This window comes from Sivoneniella epilithica UHCC 1019 (assembly GCF_040830845.1).
GTDB lineage: Bacteria > Cyanobacteriota > Cyanobacteriia > Leptolyngbyales > Leptolyngbyaceae > ULC077BIN1.
In genome coordinates, this window is the sequence record NZ_JBFPDP010000007.1 from 86,208 (window position 1) to 110,550 (window position 24,343).

Below are 24,343 nucleotides of genomic sequence, written 5' to 3' on the forward strand. Positions count from 1 at the left end.
CTAAAAGAACCAGAAAGTCGGGCTTCATCCACTGAGAACTGAATGCCTAAAACGTTCTTATAACTCAAAACTCAAAACTCATCACTCAGAACTTATCTTTAGATCGTGTCTTGTGCTTCAAACTCAAACTTGATTTCTTTCCACAGTTCGCAAGCGGTCGCCAACTCAGGCGACCAACGGCAAGCTTCGCGGATGATGTCGCCGCCTTCACGCATCAGGTCGCGACCTTCGTTACGGGCTTGAACACAAGCTTCTAGGGCAACGCGGTTTGCCGTTGCGCCAGGAGCATTTCCCCAAGGGTGACCCAGGGTGCCGCCGCCGAATTGCAGAACGGAATCATCACCAAAGATTTCCACGAGGGCGGGCATGTGCCATACATGGATACCGCCGGAAGCGACTGCCATAACACCCGGCATAGATGCCCAGTCTTGGGTGAAGTAAACACCGCGAGAGCGATCTTGCTCGATGTAGTTTTCGCGCAGTAAGTCGATGAAACCTAGGGTGATGGCTTTGTCGCCTTCTAGTTTGCCCACAACGGTGCCCGTGTGAATATGGTCACCACCAGACATCCGCAGGCACTTCGCCAAAACGCGGAAGTGAATCCCATGGTTCTTTTGGCGATCGATGACGGCGTGCATGGCGCGGTGAATGTGCAGCAACACTCCGTTGGCGCGACACCATTTTGCCAAGGTGGTGTTGGCGGTGAAACCAGCAGTCAAGAAGTCATGCATGATGATGGGCATTTCGAGTTGCTTGGCATACTCAGCCCGTTCCAGCATTTCTTCGCAGGTGGGAGCGGTGACGTTCAGGTAGTGACCTTTGATTTCACCGGTTTCAGCCTGGGATTTGTGAATGGCATCAGCTACAAACAGGAAGCGATCGCGCCACCGTTGGAATGGCTGAGAGTTGATGTTTTCATCATCTTTGGTGAAGTCCAAACCGCCGCGCAAACATTCGTAAACCGCACGACCGTAGTTCTTTGCCGACAGACCTAGCTTGGGTTTAATGGTGCAACCCAACAGCGGACGACCATATTTGTTGATCTTGTCGCGTTCTACTTGGATGCCGTGGGGAGGACCTTGGAAGGTCTTCAGGTAGGCTACAGGAATCCGCAAATCTTCTAAACGCAGAGCTTTCAGTGCTTTGAAGCCAAACACGTTACCCACGAGAGAGGTTAGCAGGTTGGTGACAGAGCCTTCTTCAAACAGATCTAAAGGATAGGCAATGTAAGCAATGAACTGATTATCTTCACCGGGAACGGGTTCGATGTCGTAGCAACGACCTTTGTAGCGATCGAGGTCAGTCAGCAAGTCAGTCCAAACCGTCGTCCAGGTTCCGGTAGAAGACTCAGCGGCTACTGCTGCTGCCGCTTCTTCATAAGGAACTCCAGGTTGAGGCGTGACCCGAAATGCCGCCAGGATATCCGTATCCTTGGGCGTGTAGTCTGGGGTGTAGTACGTCAAGCGGTAATCCTGTACCCCAGCCTTGTACCCAGCTTTTGCCTGGGTTCTAGTTTGCGCGTAAGACATAAATCTCCCTTCCTGTAATCTGAATCTAAAAAACCTTGCGATCCCTCTGTAGGAGAAACCGCTGGACAAACTGCAAAACGCCAAGAAAATTGAACATCACCATGTGAAGTTTGGGAAGCTTGGCACTTGCCCGACTGTAGCTAGAGAAATAACCGACTCAATCTCTAGAAAACCCTAGAGCAAATGGTTCAGACTCAATGCCTTTGATGCGTAAAGATGCATCTTGACTGAATCATATCAGGATTCAGATCATTTAAGATAAGCTCAACTTTAGTTATTCTGTTTAGTTAAATAAACAATAGTTATAAAAAATTACTAAGTTAACATCTTGCAAAGAATTGGTTCTGAAGGTTTCAAGAGCATAAAGCAGCAAGGAATAGCAACGTGTGGTACTTAGCAGAGATTCTATTTGCTCAACCGAGGCAAGCCGATCGCCGCATGTATGCTTGTGAGTCTTGTAATGTGCTGCTTCAGGTAATCTCGGCTGCTGAGGCTTATGACAAAGCTCAGGCTTGGGCGTAAGACTATATGGGGTCAGGAACTATTAAACTGCTAGGAATTTCCGATTTAACCAGTATTGGCGAAGAGATCGGGGATGGCGTAGAAATATGTGGTCATTATTTTTAGAAACTTGATGTTTGGGATCGCCCACCTCGCTCCCCGTCCCCCTTTTTCCGTCCTGGCTCTCAAAAAAACCTCTGCCCTCCTCGGTACTCATCCTTCCCACTGGCTACAAAGTCTCCGTAAAATGCTCACAGAACTACAACAAGTGTCTGGTTAAGCCCATGTTTGAGCAGTTTACAGAACCAGCGATCGCAAACTTTAATCAGACGATGTGTCTTAAATTCCCGTTTTGCTCACGAGAGCGATTGTATGGGTTGATTTACAAAGGTGAAGTGTTTGAACAGATGGTGCAACATCCAACCGTGATGGCAATTGCCGAAGCCATTTTGGGTGTGGACATGACTCTCAGCGGTTTTTCGGCTCATATCCTTCAACCTGGAGCCAGCTGCATGGGATATCCTTACTTCAGCTTGCCCCAACCTTACCCCGCTTCGCCTGTACTGGAGATTCAGGCAATCTGGATGCTGGAGGACTTTATCGAAACCAATGGCGCACCAATGTTTGCTCCCGGTAGCCAAGCCTTCTGCCATTTTCCTGACCCTGCCAAATTTCAGTTGTTAGCAAAAATTGTGATGGGCAAAGCTGGCTCTGTTGTTCTGTCTCACGGACTCTGCTGGCATGATACTTTACCCAACACCAGCCAACAGCCACGAGTGTCTGTCCTTGGCAACTACAATCCCAAAATCATTCGCCCACTGGAAGACTTAACAAAAGGTCAACAGTCTGCCTTCATGAATCGCGCTACCCTCACGCTTAAACAACTGTTGGGGTATGACGTTCTGCGAGCCTTGCTCAACGATGTAACCAAATTGCGATCGCATTAGTATTTTCTGCGACGATTCTGGTACAACTAAACGGCTACAAATTTCTCTATTAGTGAATTAGGGCATTCCATGAGCTATCGCATGAATCGCCGCGCCTATGCGGAAACCTTTGGACCGACGGTGGGCGATCGCGTCCGGCTTGCCGACACGGAGCTAATCATCGAAGTGGAGCAAGACTACACCACTTATGGCGATGAGGTAAAGTTTGGCGGCGGCAAAGTGATTCGAGAAGGCATGGGACAGTCGCCGATCACGAATGCAGATGGGGCAGTGGATGCGGTAATTACCAACGCGCTCATCCTGGATTGGTGGGGCATTGTCAAAGCCGATGTGGGCATTAAGGATGGCAAAATTCATGCGATCGGCAAAGCGGGAAATCCCCATATTCAAGATAATGTGACAATTATTATTGGTCCCGGAACCGAAGCGATCGCCGGGGAAGGGATGATTCTCACGGCGGGCGGCATTGATACGCACATTCACTTCATCTGTCCGCAGCAAATTGAAGTGGCGATCGCCGCTGGCATTACCACCATGATTGGCGGCGGCACGGGACCTGCGGCAGGCACCAACGCCACCACCTGCACACCGGGTCCTTGGTACATGCATCGAATGTTGCAGGCTGCGGATGCCTTTCCGATGAACCTGGGCTTTTTGGGTAAAGGCAACAGCGGCAAACCGGAAGCATTGGAAGAACAGGTGGAAGCAGGCGCGATGGGGCTAAAGCTCCATGAGGATTGGGGTAGCACTCCAGCCGCGATCGACACCTGCCTCAGTGTTGCCGATGATTACGATATCCAGGTTGCCATCCACACCGATACTTTAAACGAAGCCGGATTTGTGGAAGACACGATCGCTGCTTTCAAAAATCGCGTGATCCATACCTATCACACCGAAGGCGCAGGCGGCGGACACGCCCCCGATATCATTAAAGTCTGCGGTCAGGCGAATGTGTTGCCCTCTTCCACCAATCCCACCCGTCCCTACACCGTCAACACCTTAGACGAACACCTGGATATGCTGATGGTTTGCCATCACCTCGACCCGGCGATCGCCGAAGACGTTGCCTTTGCCGAGTCCCGGATTCGCCGCGAAACCATCGCTGCCGAAGACATTTTGCATGATCTGGGCGCATTCAGCATGATCTCCTCCGACTCCCAGGCGATGGGGCGCATCGGCGAAGTGATTATCCGCACCTGGCAAACCGGACACAAAATGAAAGTCCAGAGAGGCAACCTCTCAGAAGATTCCAGCCGCAACGATAACTTCCGCGCCAAGCGTTACATTGCCAAGTACACGATCAATCCCGCGATCGCCCACGGTATTGCCGATCATGTGGGTTCCGTGGAAGTCGGCAAACTGGCGGATCTCTGCCTCTGGCGACCTGCCATGTTTGGCGTGAAACCCGAAATGGTGATTAAAGGCGGCATGATTGCTTGGGCGCAAATGGGCGATGCCAATGCCAGTATTCCCACGCCCCAACCCGTGCATATGCGCCCCATGTTTGCGAGTTATGGCGGCGCGATCGCCCATACCTCCCTAACCTTTGTCTCTAAAGCAGCGCTCAAAAAAGGGATTCCTGATGAATTGGGCTTGCAGAAAAAAGCGATCGCCGTCTCCAATATTCGCCAACTCACGAAACACGACATGAAGCTCAACGATGCCTTGCCCCACATGGAAGTAGATTCCGAAACCTACGAAGTTCGCGCCGATGGACAACTGCTTACCTGCGAACCCGCCACCGTCCTCCCGATGGCTCAACGCTATTTCTTGTTTTAATCACTCAACTAGAAACATTCTGCAAAAGGCATTCTGCGAGAATCAGTTGAAACCGTGACGGAGTAAAGCCTCTACAACTCAAAACTCAAAACGGTATGACCGTTTGCGCTTGCGCCTTCAAAAAAATACACCCCATAGCAAAACTGCCATGAGGTGAGTTTTTATAGGTATATCTCTTTGCAAAAATGACGCGATCGCTAAATTAGCAAGAATTGGCAACCCCATCAAAATTTTGCAAGCTTCTAAAGAAAAAGCACTAGTACAGAGCTTCTTCTTGGTGAGTCTGAATTGTCACATCAGCGGTGGGATAGGCAACGCAAGTCAGCACATATCCCGCTTGAATTTGGTCATCATCTAGGAACGATTGATCCGATTGATCAACTGCACCAGAAACAATCTTGCCAGCACAGGTGGAGCAAGCACCCGCACGACAGGAATAGGGGAGGTCAAGCCCTTGCTCTTCAGCCGCATCGAGGATGTACTCATCATCGGGAACATCGATGGTGGTATTTAGCCCTTCGGCTTCGTTGATTAATGTGACCTTAAAAGTTGGCATGCAGTGGTCCTCTCTTTAATGGATACAGCACTTTAAGAAAGCTTATTTAAAGCTGACTGTGCATTCTTATAAGTTAAGACTGCTTTACATTTCAGCCTTACCACTCTTGATACTACGGGATAACGAGCGGTTTATGACTCCTGATCCCCGACTAATACGAATGGGATTCGTAATAGAAATGGTCAATCCAATCTACTTATCTTATGAGACAAGGGAAAAGCACTGAATAATCATCGATTTAGCCTGAAAAAATAACTAAAACACACTAAAGTATTGACTTTTGAGTTTTTTATTAGTCAGATAAGTATTCATTTTGAATAATTTGAATCATGATAATTTCTTATATATACTTGGACTTTAAGCCGTATTTTTTATGCAAGTAGGATTGATTGGAACCGGACATGCCGCAAGACTCCGGGCTGATGCACTTCAGGGAGAACCTCGTGCTGAGTTGATAGTTGTTGCAGGACATGACTTAGAGCGTACTCAAGTATTTAGTCAGCCCTATGGCGCGATCGCCTGCGACTCTTGGCACGCTCTGATTGCTCGCTCTGATGTGGATTTGGTGGTGATTGCGACAATTAACCGAGATCATGGCGCGATCGCCCAAGCTGCCCTCAAGGCTGGAAAGCACGTAGTCGTGGAATATCCCTTGGCGCTAGATATTGCCGAAGCCGAAACCGCGATCGCGATCGCAAAAGTTAAGCAAAAACTCCTGCATGTGGAACATATTGAACTGCTGGGCGGCGTTCACCAAGCCCTCAAAGCGTCCTTAGCTCAAATTGGCGATCCCTTCTTTGCCCGCTATGTCACCCTCAAACCCGAACGTCCGGCTCCGCAACGCTGGAGCTATAGCCTAAAAGACTTCGGCTTTCCCTTGGTCGGTGCCCTCTCTCGCCTTCATCGCCTGATCGATCTGTTTGGCGAAGTTGCTTCCGTCACCTGCCAAACCCAATTCTTCCCCCCTTCCTCCACCTTCTGCGATGATGCTACACGATCGGCATTCGTCACTCATCCCTCGTCACTCGTCACTTCCTACTACTCCACCTGTCTTTGCACTGCCCATTTACGCTTCAAAAGTGGGCTTTTGGCAGAAGTCACTTACGGTAAAGGCGAGGCACTCTGGCAAGCCAAACGAACTTTTGAAGTGCAAGGCAAAACCGGAGCATTGATATTTGAAGGAGAACAGGGAACCCTTATCCGGGCGGAGGGCAGTGAAGCGATCGCGATCGGCAGTCGGCGGGGACTATTTGCTAAAGATACCGCGATGGTGCTAGACCATTTAACCATTGGTACACCGCTCTACATCACCCCAGAAGCTAGCCTCGACACCTTAAAAGTTGCCAATGCAGCCAAACAATCCGCTGCAACAGGAAACACTGTAGAGATTGACTTTTTTTGAATACTTGAATTGCTGCCCAGAAACTCAACTTAACCCAAGCTAACAAAGGGAATTATCTGCTAAACCGCAAAGATTCTCTAGCTCAGCGCCCTATACAGTCTTGTAGCTGAACGGCATTCACTTGAGTATCAAAGCCTTGGAATCGTCCTACCAAAGTTGCACGTTGATTCGTCTCCAAAGCTGCAACGGCGGCATCTTGGTTTTTAGCCATCGCACACACGACCGTTATTTTGTCTATTGAAGTAGTTCCCACAATCGGTTGATTGCCGTCAAACGACACTCTGTAGGAACCATTGCCCTCGGTGATGCCAAGCACATTCCCAGTCACCCGGAACGTTTTGCCGATAAAATTCAACCGTAGACGGGCAGGATTATCCGCCGACTCCTTCACTTGCTTCGCCAGCGTATTTGCCGCGATCTCGATCGCTGTAGAATCATCCTTGATTGGCAAAGTCGCGGCATTAGCTTTGGGCACCAGTTGATTGAGCGCACTACACAGGTGTTTTTTCACAGTTTCCCTACGTGCGCTCACGCCGCTCGGCAAGGTAAAGACCATCTCGACATTTAGCAGAGTGCCATCCATCGAGGCAAACACATCAATCGGTAGAGCGCGCTGAAAAAGGGTAGAGGGATTTTCAGCTTTCATCACTCCTGTACTGACATCAGCGCTGGTCGTCTTGATGCCATCACGAGCCAAAATAGGGCGCAATTGGGAAAACGCTTTCTCGACGGTTCCCCCCTCAACCTGAACCCGCGCAGCAAAGGCTGAACCGTTGAGAAAGTCGCCTTTTTTCTGAAAACTTTCCTCGCAGGTAGAGGCTATGGCAGGACTGGTTAAACCCATGAAAGCGAGAGTCAAAACAAGCGATCGCATATCTTACGTTAGAAAATCAAAAGTATCAAACCTAGCATGAACTACTCGCTAACCGATTGGCAAGGGATCTAAATTCAAAACACAATACTTTTGACACCCTTGGTCGCAAGTTATTCACCTGGGATCAATTAACTACTCCGCCCCAAGTAGCGCAAAATTCCTTTGGCGATCGCGGCTGCCATGCGGCTGCGAAAGCCAGCATCCCGTAAGCGTGCTGCATCTGCTGCCCCGGTAACAAAGCCCGTTTCGATCAGAATTGAAGGCATTGAGGTGCGGCGGAGGACGTAAAACCGAGACGATCGCACTCGGCGATCGGGAATTCCCAATTCTTCTAAAATGGTGCGGTGTACTGTAACTGCTAGGGCTTTTCCAGAATTGAAGTAATAGGTTTCCAGTCCATTAATATCTGGACGAGCCAAACTAATTGCGTTGGCGTGAATACTCACAAATATGGCAGCATTCGCCTTATTTGCCATTTGTACTCGCGGTTCTAGCCCCAAATCATACTCCGCATTCCGGGTTTGAATCACCGTCACACCCTGACGTTCCAACAGTGCAGTCACCTGGCGGCTAATGTCTAACACAATATCCGTTTCCTTTAAGCCCCCAATCCCTACGGCACCTGGATCGGGTCCTCCGTGTCCTGGATCAATCACCACAACGCTCCGACCATTGGCAGGTTGGATGATGGAGCGAGCGATCGCAGGCGGCGGTGGACTTACAGGCATCGGAGGTCTACTATCGCGATTGGGCAAAGAGAACCCAGCATTCGGCGAGGGTTCAGCAGTTGCGATATTAGGCGATATTGTTGTTGGGTTTGCTGGAGTGACCACATAGCCAGGATTAGGCGAAGGCACTGACTCACTTGAGTTGAACAGTCGACTTTTACCGGCAATCACACCGGGCGCTTGGGGCACTGCGATCGCCTGACTCGGCTGGCTAGTGATATCTGCAAGCAACGGTAGAACCGTAGGTTGAGGCAATTCTACTGTCCATTGACGGGCGTTGCTATAGCGAAACTTCACCTGCGTCGGGTCAAGCGTATAGCCCTTTGCCAATTCCAACACAATTCGCGTAGTATCACGTTCAAACTGAGCAACCCGCAAGGAAGTAATTGTGCCGCGATAGGCTTCAGTTTGCTTGGGACGACCTAGCCGCGTTCCCGGAATATCAATCACCAATCGGGCTGGATTTTGCAATAATTGAGCACGGGGTTGAACTCCTTGATCGGCTCTAATTTCTAGCCGATTTTGGGTCTGACTAAACCGCCAAAACTGAAGCGTGGCAGCTTCGGCGGCGGCAGATAATAAGAGAAAAAAGCCAACAATACCGGGGAATAACCAACGCGATTTCACTCTAACGATACCCTCGTCTAACTACCTTTTGAAGCTGACAAATTAGAAGGTGAATGATACCTGATTGATTGAGTTGACAGCTTACCATGTTCCTAAACTCTCTTAAAAAGGGAGTAGGGAATAGGGAGTAGGGAATGGGGGCATCCCACATTTGTAGCCCTCACCCTAAATCCCTCTCCCAGAGCGGGAGAGGGACTTTGAATCTTGCTCCCCTTCTCCTATTTTGGGAGAAGGGGCTGGGGGATGAGGGTCAACTTGCAAAACTGGGATGCACTCGTAGGGAACAGGGAATAGGGAATAGCCAGGAGTGCTATTCTTCCTTAACGTTCGCCATTCGCCATTCGTTATATGCCAGAAGGACCGGAGATCAAACAAGCAGCAGATAGGATTGCGATCGCGATCATTCAGCAGCCATTAACAGGAATTTTCTTTGCATTTGACCATCTCAAGCCCTACGAAGAACGATTAGTCGGTCAGTCGGTCACTTCAGTAAAGCCTCGTGGCAAAGCCTTGTTAACTCGCTTTCAAAATCAGATCAACATCTACAGTCACAATCAGCTTTATGGTAAATGGGTTATCCGGTCGGCACACTCCTATCCCACAACCAATCGCCAGCTACGGTTAGCGCTGCACACTCAGAAAAAATCGGCATTGCTTTACAGTGCCTCGGATATCGAGGTGTTGACCGATGAGCAAGTCGCAACCCACCCTTTTTTGAGGCGATTAGGACTCGATGTACTTGATGAAGCGACGACGATAGACCAGGTGCAAGAACGCTTGCTCGACAAACGCTTTGCTCGACGTGGATTCGCTGGGCTGTTATTGGATCAGCAGTTTCTTTGTGGGTTGGGTAATTACCTGCGGAGTGAGGTGCTATTTGTGGCGGGGGTGCATCCCTCTCTACGTCCGGTGGATTGTACGGTTGAGCAAATTGTGAAGTTGGCGATCGCTGCGATCGCGGTCAGTCGGCAGGCGTATCAAACTCACGGCATTACCAATGATTTAGAGATTGTCTCCACACTCAAACAACAAGGCTATTCGCGCCGTGCCTATCGTCATTTTGTTTTTAGCCGTGAAGGGCAATCTTGCTTCGTGTGTGGCACGGAAGTGCTAAAAGTGATTCTGGCGGGTCGTCGCCTTTATTATTGTCCTACTTGCCAATCCAAATAATTGTCAGTGATCAGAGTGCTTTTTGTGATTTAGATTCTCCGCAATTTTTCATATACACGCGATCGCAGCGAATAGTTTCTACACCCGTTGCAGGTTTATAATCACTGCTTTCGTAGAGTTTGACGGCTTCCTGCAATACGCTAGCAGTTTCAATCCAAATCTGCTCAAATCCACGGCTGGCGATCGCGGCTTCCAATTGTTGCAGTAGCCATCGTCCCAAACCCTGACCTCTCGCTGTGGGCACCAAATACATTTTGCGAATCTCAACGGCATTTTGTCCTCGCTGAATCGGGTAGTAGGCTCCTGTGCCCACCACTGTACCCTGCTGCTCAATCACCCAAAATTCGCCGCCTGTTTGCCAATAGTAAGTTTCAATTTCTAGCACATCGAGATCGGCTCCACCCGGCTCCCACTCTAAACCATACTCTGCCAACACAGAACGAATGACTTCAGCGGCAAGGGCGCGATCGCTTGGTTGCCACTCTCGAATTAGAAAAGTCTGATAGCTCTGCCGCATGATGGGTTGGTTACCAAACTTTTGCCATTTTTAAGATAAATCCAGGCAGTTCAGGTTCACCGCTCACCGCTTCAGGATTTTCTAAAATCTGTGGGGTTTGATTAGGTCGGTAGATGTGAACTTGTCGCTGTTTGAGATCGATCAGCCAACCCAAAACCGCTCCATTCTCCACATATTCTTGCAGTTTCGCTTGCAAGCTGTTCAGGCGATCGCTAGCTGAGCGTAGCTCAACCACAAAATCGGGACACAGTGGCGCAAAAGAGGCTTTTTCAGAGTCCGTCAATAGGTTCCAGCGATCGGTTTTGATCCAAGCAACATCTGGGGCGCGGGTTGCTCCATTCGGTAAAGTGAACCCTGCACTAGAATCAAATCCAATGCCCGTCCCATCTTTTTCAGCCCAAACTCCAAACTGGACAGCTAGGTTGAAATTGCGATTTCCGGTATCTGAAAACGCTGGGGACATGATGATGACTTCTCCTGCCGCCGATCGCTCAATTCGTAATTCTGGATTTGCCTGACAGAATTCATAAAACTCTGGCACTGTCATCTGGCTTAATGTGGGCAGGTTAACCGCCATGCGAGCGGAGTCTGCTTGGATCAGCAATGTGGTTGCCATGGTATATGGAACTCCTGCTAGCTATGAATTCGAGGTTCAGGATGCAGCGTGGAGAGTAGCTCACTTTCAACAATCGCCAATTCTGCAAGTCGTTGATCCACTTGGGCGCGATCGCAGTAGGTGGTTGCCAAAACCCAATAAATCCCGTAGTGCCGTGCTTCCGATGCCATTAAGCCCCGATAAAATTTCGCCAGTTCCAAGTCGGGACAATGGGTTCCCAGCAAACCTAAGCGCTCGTGGCTACGGGCTTCAATCAAAGCCGACACCAACAGGGCATCCAGCAAGCGATCGGGTTCTGGCGATCGAATTTGTTTACTCAAGCTTGCTCCATAGGGAGGAGCCGCTAACGGTGCTAAGGGAATGCCACGCTGCTCCAAAATCTGATTCACCTGATCGAAGTGTTCCAGTTCTTCTTGGGCAATGGCAGTCAGCGATCGCACTAATTTTGTATGCGCTGGATAGCGAAACATCAAATTCAGCGCCACTCCCGCCGCCTTTCGTTCGCAATGGGAATGATCCAGTAAAACTATATCTAAGTTCGCCAACGCCTGCTCTAGCCATGCCTGAGAAGTTGGCTTTTGCAAAAATTTAATCGTTGTTGCTGTTGACACTATCCTCCCCTTGATCGACTGATGAATTTTATGGGTCACCTGCCTTAACTTAGACTAATTTTTTGGGTAGCCAAACAAAATTCAGAAACGCTACATGCCATAACACCCCATAATCTTCACGTCTATCCAAGCCTATGGTACGACAGAAAAACAATCCGTTTTGGCTGAACTCGTCTTTATCTTCCTTGCTTTTAAACTCACGTTTGCTCTTATAATCGCCTCATCAGTCAATTTGGTTCCCGTTGGTGTTTGCAATTTACCCTGGCAGTTTCGACCCAATCACCCTTGGACATTTGGACGTAATTGAACGGGGTTCTCGCCTGTTTGAGCGGGTTATTGTAGCTGTGCTACGCAACCCAAACAAAACCCCGCTATTTACCATCGCAGAGCGGATGGAGCAAATCCGACGCTCTACTGGTCATCTCATAAATGTTGAAGTGGACAGTTTTGATGGGCTAACAGTGACTTACGCAAAAATGCGACAGGCAAACGTGCTGCTAAGGGGTCTAAGGGTTCTATCTGACTTTGAGATGGAGTTACAGATGGCGCATACGAACAAAACGCTTTCAGAGGCAGTTGAAACTGTGTTTTTGGCAACCTCTAACGAACATAGCTTTCTCAGTAGTAGTTTAGTCAAAGAAATTGCTAAACTTGGCGGTCGAATCGATCATCTTGTCCCCCAACCTGTCGCCCCAGATATTTACAAATGTTACGCCAAGATTCTTCCAATATCGGTCCCGAAGCAGGATTCAACGCCAGTGTTGGAGCATCCCAGAACGGAGTTTCTTCCAGGGAAGGCGGACGAACTGGGGTAGACATTCAGCGTGAGTTAAATCGCTTAGAAGAGATGATTCTGGATAGTCCTCGCTTTTTTGGGCGAACTTTTCTGGATGAGGAGCGCATTATTGAGCAGCTTGATCAAATTCGTTTGAGCTTGCCTGATGCGTTTCATGAGGCGGATAGCATTGTGCGCCATAAGGAAGAAGTCTTTTTGCAAGCAGAGCAATATGCTCAGGAGATTATTGACACTGCCGATCGCCGCTCCAATCAATTGATGAATGAGTCAACGATTGTCCGGCAGTCAGAGATGCAGGCACAGCAGATCCGGCAGCGGGTGCAGCAGGAGTGTGAATCGATTCGGGAGCAGACGATCTCTGAAATTGACCGAATGCGGCAACAGGCACAGCAAGAATTGGAAGAAATGCAGCGGATGGCGATCGCGGAATGTGAGGCGATTCAAGCCGGAGCAGATGACTATGCTGATCGCACCCTGCACGATATGGAATCTCAGCTTGGCGAAATGCTGCGAATTGTTCGTAATGGTCGCCAACAGCTACAGCCAGAACCGCCCACCCGTAGCAGCTTTGGGCAAGGTGGAATGCGTCCTGCTCAACGGGGCAAGTAAGATTTTGCTTGGGTGCGATCGCGACTCCCGCGCTTTTGTGTCTGCGATCGCCCAACCCCCTTCAATCCGCTAGCAACCTACTGGCTCAGCTATACGGCTGTCTCTGAGCATCCAAAACTGCTGTAAGTTATTCAATCAATCACTCTAGAGGCAGCGGAATACTGGTCTGTTGTTCTGGAAAGCGCGATCGCGCCATTTTGTCCGCCAAAGCCAAAGCAGAGGCAAAGGGCATGATTCACGATCGCTGAGCGAGTTTGGGTGACAAAATTCAGGTCGAAATCTGGATTCTGTAGCCCCACATTCGGCGGTAACTGCTGGTGTTTGAGTGCCATTAAGCAAAAAGCGGTCCCCAAGGCTCCAGATGCGCCAATCGTGTGCCCGGTTGCGCCTTTGGTGGAACTCACGGGAACATCTGGCAAAAGTTGCTGAATGAGCGCCGCTTCGTTGCGATCGTTGAGTTGGGTGGCGGTGCCGTGGGCGTGGATATAGCCAATATCTGAAGAAGTTAATCCGCTGCGATCGAGGCATTGTTGGATCGCGATTGCACCCATTCGACTATTCGGTGCCGGGGCGCTAACGTGATATCCATCCGCTGTGAATCCCCAGCCCACAATCTGCCCATAGAGCTTAGCTTGGCGCTGTTGGGCTAACTCAGCGGATTCCAACACCAACACAGCACCGCCTTCACCCAAAACCAACCCCTCGCGATCGCGCTCAAATGGATAGGCTCCCGTCTTTGCCAAAGCACCCATCTGACGAAATCCGGTGAGGGTGAGCGGCGTAATCGGAGTTTCCACGGCTCCCGCAATCACGCGATCGCACTGCCCGGTTCTGACTAATTCATAGGCTTGAGCGATCGCCCATAGTCCAGTGGCACAGGCTGCCATCGGCGACAGCACTGGAGCCTGGGTGCCGATGAGTCGAGCCGCCGCGATCGCCGCTCCATTTGGCAACGTGTTCAGCCAATCCAACAGTGTGACATCTTGATCCTGCCTATGACCAACGGACTGTTTTGCCAAAGCTTCCCACTGTGCTTGATGACCTCGACTAGACCCAACGACTATCCCGCAATCCAGCAAGGGTAGATCCAGTCCCGCATCTTGGATCGCGGCAGAAACAACCCGCTCTGTCAAAGCAGTAAGGGCGATCGGCTGGAAAGCAATCAGCGCAACAGGAAACGGATCAAGATCCAAAAAAGGCTGATGGAAGTGAATTCCAGATTTTCCTGCAAGTAAATGTTGCCAGGTTGATTGCAAGGAGCCAAGAGCAGAAACCAGCCCAATTCCCGTGATTACAACATCCATAAACCAAATCGCAGCGAACCCGGCAACCGAACAAAAATATCAATTCTTTCGCTGCTATCTTTTCCTCACGCGCCTTTCTTTAAATTTCCACCACTGATTACTTTAATCGACTCAATGCGATCGCCCTGCTGAATCTTATCAACGGTTTCCATGCCCTTCGTCACGTAGCCAAAAACTGCATAGTCGCCATCTAAAAAGCTTAAGTCGGTCAACGCGACATAAAATTGCGATGATGCCGAATCGGGGAGAGAAGACCGCGCCATTGCAAGCGCGCCACGAGTATGACGCAGTTTAGGCTTTACGGTAATCCCCGCCGTTGCAAAGGTTTGAGAATAAATCGGCTTATCCGCACCTTGAGGCTTAATTTCCAAAGGAATGTAACGTGGTTTAGATGTTGCAGGATCAATAAAACTGCCAGTTCCCAACCGTTCCGAAGGGAAATTAGTATCCTTACTTTGTGGATCGCCCCCCTGAACGACAAACGGTTGAGGTTCACGCACAACCCGGTGAAACACCAATCCGGTATAGATCCCTTTTTGTGCCAGATCAATAAAATTCCCAGCGGTAACTGGAGCGTTTGTGCCGTCTATTTCAAGAGCGATCGGTTCACCTTTCACAACCATCTCAACCGTTGCCTTCCCCTCCAGCTTGGGTAGAGTAGTCGCTTGAGTGCCAGCCGCAATTGCAGTTGGTGTACCCGTTGGGCTTGCTGATGCTTGAGTCGTTACCTGAGAAGAACAACCCACGATAGTTAAAGCACTCAGCACTAAAAAAAGTGACAAAAAACGTCGGAAAACCTTCATATTGCTACCCAATTTCTACGAGCTATCAAAAACTGAAATTAACTCAACCAACTTCACTCAAGGTACAAGTTTAAGCAAGTTCTACGTTTTAGTGAGTTGAGGAGAGATAACGACCTCTTCCCGCCAGTGTCACTATAGCCCTTCCAATGGAACGCCTAAAAAGCGGGCAAGATCAGCCCCTTGATTTTCTAAAGTAGAAAGAGCTAACGGTTGCCCGACCCGTGTTAGTGGCAAATCTCGTAGCCCTTTAACGCGCAAATACAAAGCTCGTTTTGGATTGATTCCTTCTCTCAAATCTACCCGGACTGCCTGAACATCCTCTGTTTTACAGATCACTTCAATCTGGCGGTTTTTGCCAGGAAAACCCCATCGAAAAATTTTGACTTGCCCTGTAGCGCGATCAAACTCGTTATAGCCACCCCCTATATCCCACAAGATGGTTAGCCACAGGTAAATTGCAAACAATGTGCCAACACCACCATAAAATCCCATCGCAATCCCTTGAGGAATAAAAACTAAACGGGTTGGATCAGAAAAGGGTAATAAATTCACTTTAAGATAGCTCGAAATGCCAGCTAGCAGAAACCCTATGCCCCCAATGGTGATAACAGCAGCCGATAAGTAGTTGCTAGCGCGGCGAGAACCAACCACAGTCTGCCGTAGAAGTTGCTGTTCTTTAGACGGTGTTTGTGCGGTCATAAGTACAACTCAGTTGGTGTTAAAAAATGAACAGATATTCTTTCTATCTCAATCTTATCGGATAGGAAGCATATCGCCGCCTTGTCGAATCAGAAGCAACAACTTGACACTTTGGCTCTGTAAATTTAAATATGTAAGCTGAAACATTAATGAGAATCTTCGTATCAGTTTGTAAAATTTCTGATTTCTCCTATGATGTATACACATATGAGCCTTTCACTCTAGACTTTTTGCACTTTTAGTAACCCTAGAGGATTTGAATCCATGACCGTAGCAATGGGGCGCGCGCCTGCAAAACAAGGGCTGTTTGACGCTCTTGACGATTGGCTGAAACGCGATCGCTTTGTCTTCATCGGTTGGTCCGGCTTACTGCTGTTCCCCTGCGCCTACATGGCACTGGGCGGATGGCTGACCGGCACCACCTTCGTCACCTCCTGGTATACCCACGGACTGGCATCTTCTTATCTTGAAGGCTGCAACTTTCTAACCGCAGCCGTTTCCACTCCTGCCGATAGCCTCGGACACTCCCTCTTGTTTTTGTGGGGTCCTGAAGCCCAAGGCGACCTGACCCGCTGGTTCCAACTGGGCGGTCTGTGGGCATTCGTTGCCCTCCATGGCGCATTTGCTCTCATCGGCTTCTGCCTACGCCAAATCGAAATTGCTCGCTTAGTGGGCATCCGTCCTTACAACGCGATCGCCTTCACGGGACCGATTGCCGTCTTCGTCTCAGTCTTCTTAATCTACCCCTTGGGACAATCAAGCTGGTTCTTTGCACCGAGCTTAGGAGTAGCGGGTATCTTCCGCTTCATCCTATTTGTCCAAGGGTTCCATAACTTCACCCTTAACCCGTTCCACATGATGGGCGTTGCTGGGATTTTGGGTGGAGCATTGCTCTGTGCCATCCATGGAGCAACGGTCGAGAACACGTTGTTTGAAGATGGCGAAGGCTCAAACACCTTTGTCGCGTTCTCGCCCACCCAAGCCGAAGAAACCTACTCCATGGTGACAGCGAACCGCTTTTGGTCGCAGATCTTTGGTATTGCCTTTTCCAACAAGCGCTGGCTGCACTTCTTCATGTTGTTTGTGCCAGTGACGGGATTGTGGATGGCATCGATTGGCATCATTGGGTTAGCGCTCAACCTGAGAGCGTATGATTTTGTTTCTCAGGAAATCCGAGCCGCAGAAGACCCAGAGTTTGAAACGTTCTACACTAAGAACATTCTGCTCAATGAAGGCATCCGCGCTTGGATGGCTCCTCAAGACCAGATTCACGAAAACTTTATCTTCCCTGAGGAGGTGCTTCCCCGTGGTAACGCTCTCTAATAGTTCAATGCTTGTAGGCGCTGGTCGCGATCAGCAATCCTCTGGATTTGCTTGGTGGTCTGGAAACGCCCGTTTAATTAATCTGTCTGGTAAACTGCTGGGCGCTCACGTTGCCCACGCTGGTTTGATTGTCTTTTGGGCTGGAGCAATGACCTTGTTTGAGGTTGCTCACTTCATCCCCGAAAAGCCAATGTATGAGCAAGGAATGATTTTACTGCCTCATTTAGCTTCCCAAGGATGGGGAGTTGGGGCTGGCGGTGAAGTCATTGATATTTTTCCTTACTTTGTAGTCGGCGTTCTTCATCTAATCTCTTCGGCGGTGCTTGGATTTGGCGGCATTTATCACGCCATTCGTGGTCCTGAAGTGTTGGAAGAATATTCCAGCTTTTTTGGCTACGACTGGAAAGATAAAAACCAAATGACTAATATTATTGGCTATCACCTAATTTTGTTAGGTTTGGGTGCATTTTTGCTAGTTGCTAAAGCCATGTTTTTTGGTGGGCTATATGACACTTGGGCACCCGGTGGTGGTGATGTTCGCATTGTCAATAACCCCACCTTGAACCCTGCGGTTATCTTCGGCTATTTGGCTAAGTCTCCTTTTGGGGGCGATGGCTGGATTGTGAGTGTGGATAACCTAGAAGATATTGTTGGGGGTCACATTTGGGTTGGCTTAATCTGCATTGCGGGTGGCATCTGGCATATTTTGACAAAGCCTTTTGGTTGGGCACGTCGTGCTTTGGTCTGGTCTGGCGAAGCTTACCTGTCCTACAGTATTGGCGCTCTGTCTTTGATGAGCTTAATTGCTGCTTGTTTTGTGTGGTTTAACAACACTGCCTACCCTAGCGAGTTTTATGGTCCGACGGGTCCTGAAGCCTCTCAAGCTCAGGCGATGACTTTTTTGGTTCGTGACCAGCGTTTGGGTGCAAATGTGGGTTCTGCTCAAGGTCCTACAGGTTTGGGTAAATACCTGATGCGATCGCCCACTGGAGAAATCATCTTTGGTGGAGAAACCATGCGCTTTTGGGATTTCCGTGGTCCATGGTTGGAGCCTTTGCGTGGACCTAATGGTTTGGATCTGAGCAAGATCAAGAACGATATTCAACCCTGGCAAACTCGTCGTGCGGCTGAGTATATGACCCATGCTCCTTTAGGTTCTATCAACTCTGTAGGTGGCGTAGCAACTGAGATTAACTCGTTTAACTACGTGTCTCCTCGTGCATGGTTGGCATCATTTCACTTCCTAATGGGATTCTTCTTCCTGGTTGGACACCTCTGGCACGCCGGGCGCGCTCGTGCTGCTGCTGCTGGCTTTGAAAGAGGCATCGATCGCGAAGATGAAGCAGTTCTATCGATGCCAGATCTTGACTAACTCTTAGCCAACTGAGGCATCTTTTCAGGCATTGCTGAATGCAAGTATGATTTCTGATTGTAGGGGTAGGTCTTGTGCCTACCCTGCCGAAGATAGAGAGCAACCACAAGGGATTGCCCCTACAAATTTCATCCCCCAATTCAGCAATGCCCTTTTCATAAAAATGGCTCCTGTGGTTTTACATAGGAGCCATTTCTCTTAGTTTAGTCTATGAACTAAGGTGAACTAAGATTGTGGGCTTGAAATCTCAGACTTCTCGGTAGGTTCCATACTGGCAATTGAGCGAGAACACATCCAATGGCTAGGAACAGAAGCAGGCCAACCCATTCGGAGCGCTTCTGGGCAAATAGTATAAATCGTTAGTTGGCAATCGATCATTTGAAACCCGGCTCTATCTACTTGTTTCAGCCCTTGCTTCCAAATGGAGTCATTTTCAAACTCAATCGTGCGGTTACATTGCACACAGACTAAATGGTGATGATGGTGAGGTGAGGCAGAATTTAATTCATAGTGCTTATGTCCCTCAGCCAGCTCAAGTTCACGCAAAATGCCCATGCGCGCCATTAACTTTACAGTACGATAAACCGTGGAAAGACTGATTGGCTCCCCACGTTGACCTAATATGTCATGCAGTTCTTCTGCGCTGAGGTGATTACCTCTAGGCAGGGTTTGAAACACCTGTAGGATAGTTTCCCGTTGGGGAGTCAATCGCCAGCCTTTTGAATTTAATTCCGATTTGAGCGAACCAGCCGTATAGGAAAACATAATCGCCTCTGAAGCTAAGGCTTGCATTTGATGTTGTCATGATAATTCTAACGTCATCCAATTTCAAGAAGACTTCTTATTGAGAATATGTTGCAGAGAGATGGCTAAATCCCATTTGATTTGATTTGGCAGTTTACCTGAATAACCCTGTTGAAGACGTGTTGTTGGGTGTTCATCATTTTATTAAGTTGCTATAGAGTTGAGAGAGCAAACAATACAATCTGCGATCGCGCTTGTGATTAGGCTGAGTTGATGATTTTAATTCCTATCAGCTAATAGATTTTTGAAAACTGCTTTGAAAAGTTGTCATGATAATGCGCCTTGACTAGCTAGATTGCTGAGTATCTAGCCTCAGTAAACAACCAAAAGGGTAAACAGATTGGTGGCATCCATCTAGTGGCACACATCCAATTGTTACGGTTGCATCGTACTTTTGAAGAGGCATAGGATTATCATCTCTATTTCTACCGATATCTTAGATAGTGGGGCAGAATCGGTATTCACTAAGCGATCCACATTATGGATACTTTAATTGGTCTAGTTGAACTTAAAGAGGTGCTAATATGCTCGACTTTGCAGATGTTCTACGATTAGTCCATCCGGCGATCGCGGTTACTGTGGTATTTCCAATCATCGGAATGGTTCTGAGAATGGCGTGGTTAACTCGTGAACGTCGGCTCAAACTCGCTGAAGAAGGAAAAAGCAAGATTCCGCCAGGTGTTGGGCAAGATCATTTGAAACTAGGACAGTGGTTAGCTGGATCAGTCGTTGGAGTAGAGCTACTCGGCATTACCCGCCCCATGTTTAGCAAAATTGCTAAAGACCAATTGTGGAACACCGATCCGTTCAAATTTGTCTTGATTTTATTGATGTATGTCGTCACTATTGGCTCTTTAGTGATGCTTTATAAAGCGCAGAAAAAGCTGTGGCGTGGCATTTTTGCAACCTTATGTGGTGCAGCCCTAGTGGTTCTTAGCCTACAAGACGGCATCTATCGTCGAGACAATGAATGGTTTATTTCCCATTTTTATTTTGGTGTGACTGCCACCTTACTGATGATTTTTTCCCTAGCTATTATTCAAGACATTTATCAAGATCGTAGCCATCGCTGGCGGATTGTCCACGCGACCTTAAATTCTGTCGCCGTGTTGCTGTTTATTGCTCAAGGCATGACCGGAACTCGTGATTTGCTCGAAATCCCGCTTTCATGGCAAGAGTCTCATATTTATCAATGCAACTTTGCAACTAGGAAGTGCCCAGAACCCGCACCCCAGAAATAAAAAGAGAGTATGACTATCAGCACTAAATTTCCTATTTAGAATGTTCAGTAATTACTGAACATAAGAAACTAATATATGTTAATCTGTGTTCATAGCAGAAATTCAAAGGTGCTGTGAACTTGAACCCTGTAATTAGCGCACAACGGCAAGGAGTAGAGCAGTCGCCAGTTGCGATCGCAGAGACTGGGAACTTAGCCACGGAAGAGCATTTTCAGTTTATTGAAGCCGTAGGACTTTCGTTTGAAGGGGTGAGCTTGCCTCGGATGGCTGGGCGAGTCTTTGGCTGGCTTCTAATTTCTAATCCGCCTCATCAGTCGCCCACAGAACTAGCAGAAGTATTGCAGGCAAGCAAGGGATCGATCAGTACAATGACCCGACTGCTTGTGCAACTGAGCTTAATTGAGCGGATTAGTCTACCGGGGCAACGACGAGATTATTTTCGGATTAAGCCTAATGCCTGGGCTGAACTCAGCAAACAGCGGTTAGCACAAATTACTGCTTTTCGGAAATTAGCCGATCAGGGCTTGAAATTGTTGGAGCAAGATGAGCCACTCTTACGTCAGCGATTAGAAGAAATGCGAGATATTCATGCATTTTGGGAGCAAGAGCTACCTCTGATGACCCAACGCTGGGAACAGCATCAGCAAACCCTGCTTTAAGTCACTGCTTTAGTTAACCCCCAACCATTCGCCTCTCTACCTTCGACCTCTCTGAACTCTTCTAAAATCCTAAGCTATAAATTCCTAAGACTATGCAGCTTCCACTTATTCATAAAGTCAGCAAAAATTCTTCTCCTTGGATGGTTGGGCTATTGGCGGCTGGGTTGGTTGGTGTTCCAGCGATCGCGTTCTTGGCAATTAAGGGGCAAGCACCTCAGCAAGATTTGACAGCTTATACCGTGCCCGTGCAGCAGAAAGATGTAACTGTGCGAATTACTGCCAATGGGGAGGCGGTGCCAGTACAGCGGTTAAATTTGAACCCGAAAACGGCGGGTCGATTAGCCAAGCTTTATGTGGAGCAGGGCGATCGTGTGCAGCAGGGTCAAATTATTGCTCGGATGGATAGCCAAGAGCTTGATGCAAGACGGGATCAAGCCGTAGCAGAACTCGCACGGACTCAAGCAAATTTGGCATTACTGAAAGCGGGGAATCGTCCTGAGGCAATTGGGCAAGCCCAAGCATCGGTCAGCCAGTCTCAGGCAGAAATTGCCGCTGCCCAAACCCGGCTCGACCTAGCAAGTACGCGAGTGAAGCGCAATCAATCGCTAGCAAACGAAGGTGCGATTAGCCGCGATCGCTTGGATGAAGTCCTCAACGAAGAACGCAGCGCCAGAGCCAATCTAGAACAGGTGAAAGCGCGTTACGCCAGTTCGCAACAACAGCTTACCCAGCAAAAAAACGGTTCTCGCAGTCAAGAAATTGACCAAGCCGCTGCTCAGGTTGCTTCTGCCCAAGCGAGCCTGCGACAGATCGATACTCAGATGGAAGACACGGTGATTTTGGCACCGTTCTCTGGTGTGATCACTCAGAAAAATGCCACCGAGGGCGATTTCGTCACGCCGACCAGTTTTGCCTCCAGCACCTCTTCAGCAACGTCTATCGTCACCCTAGCCAACGATTTAGAAATTCTTGCCAAAGTCCCTGAAGTAGACATTGGACAAATTAAGCAGGGTCAAGCGGTAGAACTGCGGGCAGATGCGTTTCCTAGCCAAACCTTTAAAGGGGTGGTTCGGCTGGTCTCTCCTGAAGCTAAAGAAGATGCGACCCAACGAGGCGTGATTACCTTTGAAGTGCGGGTCAAGCTGCTGACTGGGAAAGATAAATTGCGCTCTGGGATGACGACCGATCTCGCTTTCTTAGGGAAACAAATTAATGATTCGTTAATGGTGCCAACAGTAGCGATCGTGACGGTGAAGGGTCAAACAGGCGTGTTGCTACCCGACAGTAACAACAAGCCAAAATTTCAGCCTGTCACGATTGGTCCCAACATTGGCAACGAAACTGAAATCATTAGCGGAATTAAATCCGGTGACCCAGTATTTGTGCAGTTGCCCGAGGGACAGAAGCTTGACGACATTGTGAAGGGATTGGAGAAGAAATAAGCGCTATGGATTTTTTAGAAAGCACTAAGATGGCGGTGAAAACGTTGACCGCCAACAAGCTCCGCAGTACCTTAACCATGCTGGGCATCATTATTGGGAATGCTTCGGTAATTGCGGTGATTGGCATTGGTCAAGGCGCTCAACGTCTAGCCTCAGAACAGTTTGAATCCTTGGGACCCAACGTCTTGTTTGTCTCCCCGGGCACCAATCAGGCACGTAACGGTCCTCGCGGTGATTTACCCAAAACGCTGGTCTTGGAAGATGCTAAGGCGATCGCCGCCCAGGTGCCTTCCGTCCAAGGGGTCGCAGCGCAGAGACAAAGCCAGTTTCCCATTGTCTACCGTAACCTCAACACCAATTCTACAGTCGTAGGAACTACCCCCGAATTTCTGTCAGTTCGCAGCTTTGATATAGCGAAAGGGCGGTTTATCACCCAGCAAGACATGGAGCGAAACACTCAGGTGGTGGCATTAGGGGCCGACGTGGCGACTCGCTTTTTTGGCAATCAAGACGCGATTGGGCAAGAAATCCGCATTAAAGGCATTACCTTTCGTGTGATTGGAGTGATGCAACCGAAAGGGGCATTTTTGGGCACTAGCCAAGATGATTCAGTCTATGTGCCGATCACCACTCAAGCAAATCGGTTGTCAGGGCGAACTTCTCCCTACGGGCTAGATGTCAATATCATCTCGATCGCGGCAAAAAATGAGGCAAGCATTCCCGCCGCAGAGTTCCAAGTTACGAATCTGCTGCGCTTGCGCCATAAAATCACTGGAGATGATGACTTTACCGTCCAAACTCAGAAGGACGTACTAGCGATTGTGGGCACGATTACTGGCGGTTTGACTGTGATGTTAGCCGCGATCGCCGCAATTTCACTGGTTGTGGGCGGAATTGGCATCATGAATATCATGCTCGTTTCCGTCACCGAACGAACCCAAGAAATTGGCTTAAGGAAAGCGATCGGAGCTTCTCAGCAAAATATCTTGATCCAGTTCATGATCGAAGCCGTGATCCTATCTGCTGCGGGTGGACTGTTGGGCACAGGCGTTGGCATCGGTGCCGTGACGCTGGTTGCTGCCATCTCTCCTTTGCAAGCTGCTGTTTCTCCCGTGGCGATCGCCGTAGCAGTAGGCGTTTCCGGCGGTATCGGCTTGTTCTTCGGCGTAGTTCCTGCCCGTCAAGCCGCCAAACTTGATCCCATTGTTGCCCTCAGAAGCGCGTAAATCATTTGGGCGATCGGGCAACAGAAAGGACGTAGCATTTGAGCGGAACCCTTTGCGATGAACCAAAGATTTTTTGCCAAATGCTGCGCTCCTACAGACCCCGAATCCTTGATCGAAACTCAAAATCCAAAACTCAAAATCCAAAACTCAAAATCCAAAACTCAAAATCCAAAACTCAAAATCCAAAACTCAAAATCCAAAACTCAAA

General features: G+C 48.8%; 24 protein-coding genes. 13 read left to right on the top strand and 11 right to left on the bottom strand.

Translation table 11 applies throughout. From position 1 onward, the window contains the following. Window positions 1–98: 98 nt before the first annotated feature. The gene (locus AB3R30_RS06680; RefSeq protein ID WP_458648378.1) at window positions 99–1,529 is read right to left on the bottom strand and encodes a form I ribulose bisphosphate carboxylase large subunit; all 1,431 of its coding nucleotides are present in this window, start codon (window positions 1,527–1,529) and stop codon (window positions 99–101) included. Between the two features lie 384 nt (window positions 1,530–1,913). On the opposite strand from AB3R30_RS06680, the gene AB3R30_RS06685 reads away from it, so the two are divergent. From AB3R30_RS06685 to ureC, 3 genes are all read left to right on the top strand, one after another. Continuing rightward, window positions 1,914–2,051: a hypothetical protein gene (locus AB3R30_RS06685; protein WP_458648379.1), complete on the top strand. Its 138-nt coding sequence runs from the start codon at window positions 1,914–1,916 to the stop codon at window positions 2,049–2,051. Between the two features lie 263 nt (window positions 2,052–2,314). Then, entirely contained in the window at window positions 2,315–2,977 is a 663-nt protein-coding gene (locus AB3R30_RS06690) for a phytanoyl-CoA dioxygenase family protein (RefSeq protein WP_458648380.1), read from the top strand. Window positions 2,978–3,046: 69 nt separating this feature from the next. Beyond that, window positions 3,047–4,756 (top strand): urease subunit alpha, encoded by a 1,710-nt coding sequence (gene ureC / locus AB3R30_RS06695; protein ID WP_458648381.1) that lies wholly within the window; start codon window positions 3,047–3,049, stop codon window positions 4,754–4,756. 256 nt (window positions 4,757–5,012) lie between these two features. Here ureC and AB3R30_RS06700 read toward each other — a convergent pair whose 3' ends face one another. Beyond that, the gene (locus tag AB3R30_RS06700) at window positions 5,013–5,312 is read right to left on the bottom strand and encodes a ferredoxin (RefSeq protein WP_458648382.1); all 300 of its coding nucleotides are present in this window, start codon (window positions 5,310–5,312) and stop codon (window positions 5,013–5,015) included. Between the two features lie 373 nt (window positions 5,313–5,685). On the opposite strand from AB3R30_RS06700, the gene AB3R30_RS06705 reads away from it, so the two are divergent. Next, window positions 5,686–6,714 carry a Gfo/Idh/MocA family protein gene (locus AB3R30_RS06705; protein WP_458648383.1) on the top strand — a complete coding sequence of 343 codons (1,029 nt, stop codon included), beginning with the start codon at window positions 5,686–5,688 and terminating at the stop codon, window positions 6,712–6,714. Between the two features lie 82 nt (window positions 6,715–6,796). Here the strand turns inward: AB3R30_RS06705 and AB3R30_RS06710 are convergent, their stop codons facing one another. Both AB3R30_RS06710 and AB3R30_RS06715 read right to left on the bottom strand, forming a co-directional pair. Then, complete coding sequence (locus tag AB3R30_RS06710; RefSeq protein WP_458648384.1) at window positions 6,797–7,558, bottom strand: OB-fold protein; 762 nt, start codon at window positions 7,556–7,558, stop codon at window positions 6,797–6,799. A 158-nt stretch (window positions 7,559–7,716) separates the two neighbouring features. Further along, window positions 7,717–8,943, bottom strand: coding sequence for an N-acetylmuramoyl-L-alanine amidase (locus AB3R30_RS06715; RefSeq protein ID WP_458648385.1), 1,227 nt, complete (start codon window positions 8,941–8,943; stop codon window positions 7,717–7,719). A 348-nt stretch (window positions 8,944–9,291) separates the two neighbouring features. Between AB3R30_RS06715 and nei the strand changes: the two genes are divergently transcribed. Next, window positions 9,292–10,113: an endonuclease VIII gene (gene nei / locus AB3R30_RS06720; RefSeq protein ID WP_458648386.1), complete on the top strand. Its 822-nt coding sequence runs from the start codon at window positions 9,292–9,294 to the stop codon at window positions 10,111–10,113. Between the two features lie 10 nt (window positions 10,114–10,123). Here the strand turns inward: nei and AB3R30_RS06725 are convergent, their stop codons facing one another. From AB3R30_RS06725 to AB3R30_RS06735, 3 genes are read right to left on the bottom strand one after another with little or no spacing between them, the layout of a single operon-like run. Continuing rightward, complete coding sequence (locus AB3R30_RS06725) at window positions 10,124–10,630, bottom strand: GNAT family N-acetyltransferase (RefSeq protein ID WP_458648387.1); 507 nt, start codon at window positions 10,628–10,630, stop codon at window positions 10,124–10,126. Between the two features lie 10 nt (window positions 10,631–10,640). Continuing rightward, window positions 10,641–11,246, bottom strand: a complete 606-nt coding sequence (locus tag AB3R30_RS06730; RefSeq protein ID WP_458648388.1) for a Uma2 family endonuclease — start codon at window positions 11,244–11,246, stop codon at window positions 10,641–10,643. Window positions 11,247–11,263: 17 nt separating this feature from the next. Then, the gene (locus AB3R30_RS06735) at window positions 11,264–11,857 is read right to left on the bottom strand and encodes a tRNA isopentenyl-2-thiomethyl-A-37 hydroxylase MiaE (protein ID WP_458648389.1); all 594 of its coding nucleotides are present in this window, start codon (window positions 11,855–11,857) and stop codon (window positions 11,264–11,266) included. Between the two features lie 245 nt (window positions 11,858–12,102). Here AB3R30_RS06735 and coaD point away from each other — a divergent pair, with 245 nt between their 5' ends. Further along, on the top strand, window positions 12,103–12,672 hold the full coding sequence (coaD, locus tag AB3R30_RS06740; RefSeq protein WP_458648390.1) for a pantetheine-phosphate adenylyltransferase: 570 nt from the start codon (window positions 12,103–12,105) through the stop codon (window positions 12,670–12,672). Then, complete coding sequence (locus AB3R30_RS06745; RefSeq protein ID WP_458648391.1) at window positions 12,564–13,262, top strand: ATP synthase subunit B family protein; 699 nt, start codon at window positions 12,564–12,566, stop codon at window positions 13,260–13,262. Before coaD ends, AB3R30_RS06745 begins: the two co-directional genes overlap by 109 nt. Before the next feature lie 131 nt (window positions 13,263–13,393). Here the strand turns inward: AB3R30_RS06745 and AB3R30_RS06750 are convergent, their stop codons facing one another. From AB3R30_RS06750 to AB3R30_RS06760, 3 genes are all read right to left on the bottom strand, one after another. Then, a complete protein-coding gene (locus AB3R30_RS06750; protein WP_458648392.1) occupies window positions 13,394–14,566 on the bottom strand; it encodes a beta-ketoacyl-ACP synthase in 1,173 nt (390 codons plus the stop codon). Window positions 14,567–14,631: 65 nt separating this feature from the next. After that, window positions 14,632–15,312, bottom strand: a complete 681-nt coding sequence (locus AB3R30_RS06755) for a peptidylprolyl isomerase (RefSeq protein ID WP_458648393.1) — start codon at window positions 15,310–15,312, stop codon at window positions 14,632–14,634. Between the two features lie 189 nt (window positions 15,313–15,501). Then, the gene (locus tag AB3R30_RS06760; RefSeq protein ID WP_458648394.1) at window positions 15,502–16,068 is read right to left on the bottom strand and encodes a photosystem I assembly protein Ycf4; all 567 of its coding nucleotides are present in this window, start codon (window positions 16,066–16,068) and stop codon (window positions 15,502–15,504) included. 264 nt (window positions 16,069–16,332) lie between these two features. On the opposite strand from AB3R30_RS06760, the gene psbD reads away from it, so the two are divergent. Together psbD and psbC are read left to right on the top strand one after the other, a co-directional pair. Next, complete coding sequence (gene psbD / locus AB3R30_RS06765) at window positions 16,333–17,391, top strand: photosystem II D2 protein (photosystem q(a) protein) (RefSeq protein ID WP_458648395.1); 1,059 nt, start codon at window positions 16,333–16,335, stop codon at window positions 17,389–17,391. After that, window positions 17,375–18,763, top strand: a complete 1,389-nt coding sequence (psbC, locus tag AB3R30_RS06770) for a photosystem II reaction center protein CP43 (protein WP_458648396.1) — start codon at window positions 17,375–17,377, stop codon at window positions 18,761–18,763. Before psbD ends, psbC begins: the two co-directional genes overlap by 17 nt. A gap of 225 nt (window positions 18,764–18,988) precedes the next feature. On the opposite strand, the gene AB3R30_RS06775 is transcribed toward psbC, so the two are convergent. Continuing rightward, window positions 18,989–19,555 (bottom strand): Fur family transcriptional regulator, encoded by a 567-nt coding sequence (locus AB3R30_RS06775; protein ID WP_458648397.1) that lies wholly within the window; start codon window positions 19,553–19,555, stop codon window positions 18,989–18,991. A gap of 536 nt (window positions 19,556–20,091) precedes the next feature. On the opposite strand from AB3R30_RS06775, the gene AB3R30_RS06780 reads away from it, so the two are divergent. The 4 genes from AB3R30_RS06780 to AB3R30_RS06795 all read left to right on the top strand — a co-directional run bounded on the left by AB3R30_RS06780 (window position 20,092) and on the right by AB3R30_RS06795 (window position 24,135). Then, window positions 20,092–20,808: a DUF4079 domain-containing protein gene (locus AB3R30_RS06780; RefSeq protein ID WP_458648398.1), complete on the top strand. Its 717-nt coding sequence runs from the start codon at window positions 20,092–20,094 to the stop codon at window positions 20,806–20,808. 113 nt (window positions 20,809–20,921) lie between these two features. Then, the gene (locus AB3R30_RS06785; protein WP_458648399.1) at window positions 20,922–21,467 is read left to right on the top strand and encodes a GbsR/MarR family transcriptional regulator; all 546 of its coding nucleotides are present in this window, start codon (window positions 20,922–20,924) and stop codon (window positions 21,465–21,467) included. Between the two features lie 92 nt (window positions 21,468–21,559). Then, window positions 21,560–22,909: an efflux RND transporter periplasmic adaptor subunit gene (locus AB3R30_RS06790; RefSeq protein WP_458648400.1), complete on the top strand. Its 1,350-nt coding sequence runs from the start codon at window positions 21,560–21,562 to the stop codon at window positions 22,907–22,909. Window positions 22,910–22,914: 5 nt separating this feature from the next. Next, on the top strand, window positions 22,915–24,135 hold the full coding sequence (locus tag AB3R30_RS06795) for an ABC transporter permease (RefSeq protein ID WP_458648401.1): 1,221 nt from the start codon (window positions 22,915–22,917) through the stop codon (window positions 24,133–24,135). Window positions 24,136–24,343 lie beyond the last annotated feature (208 nt).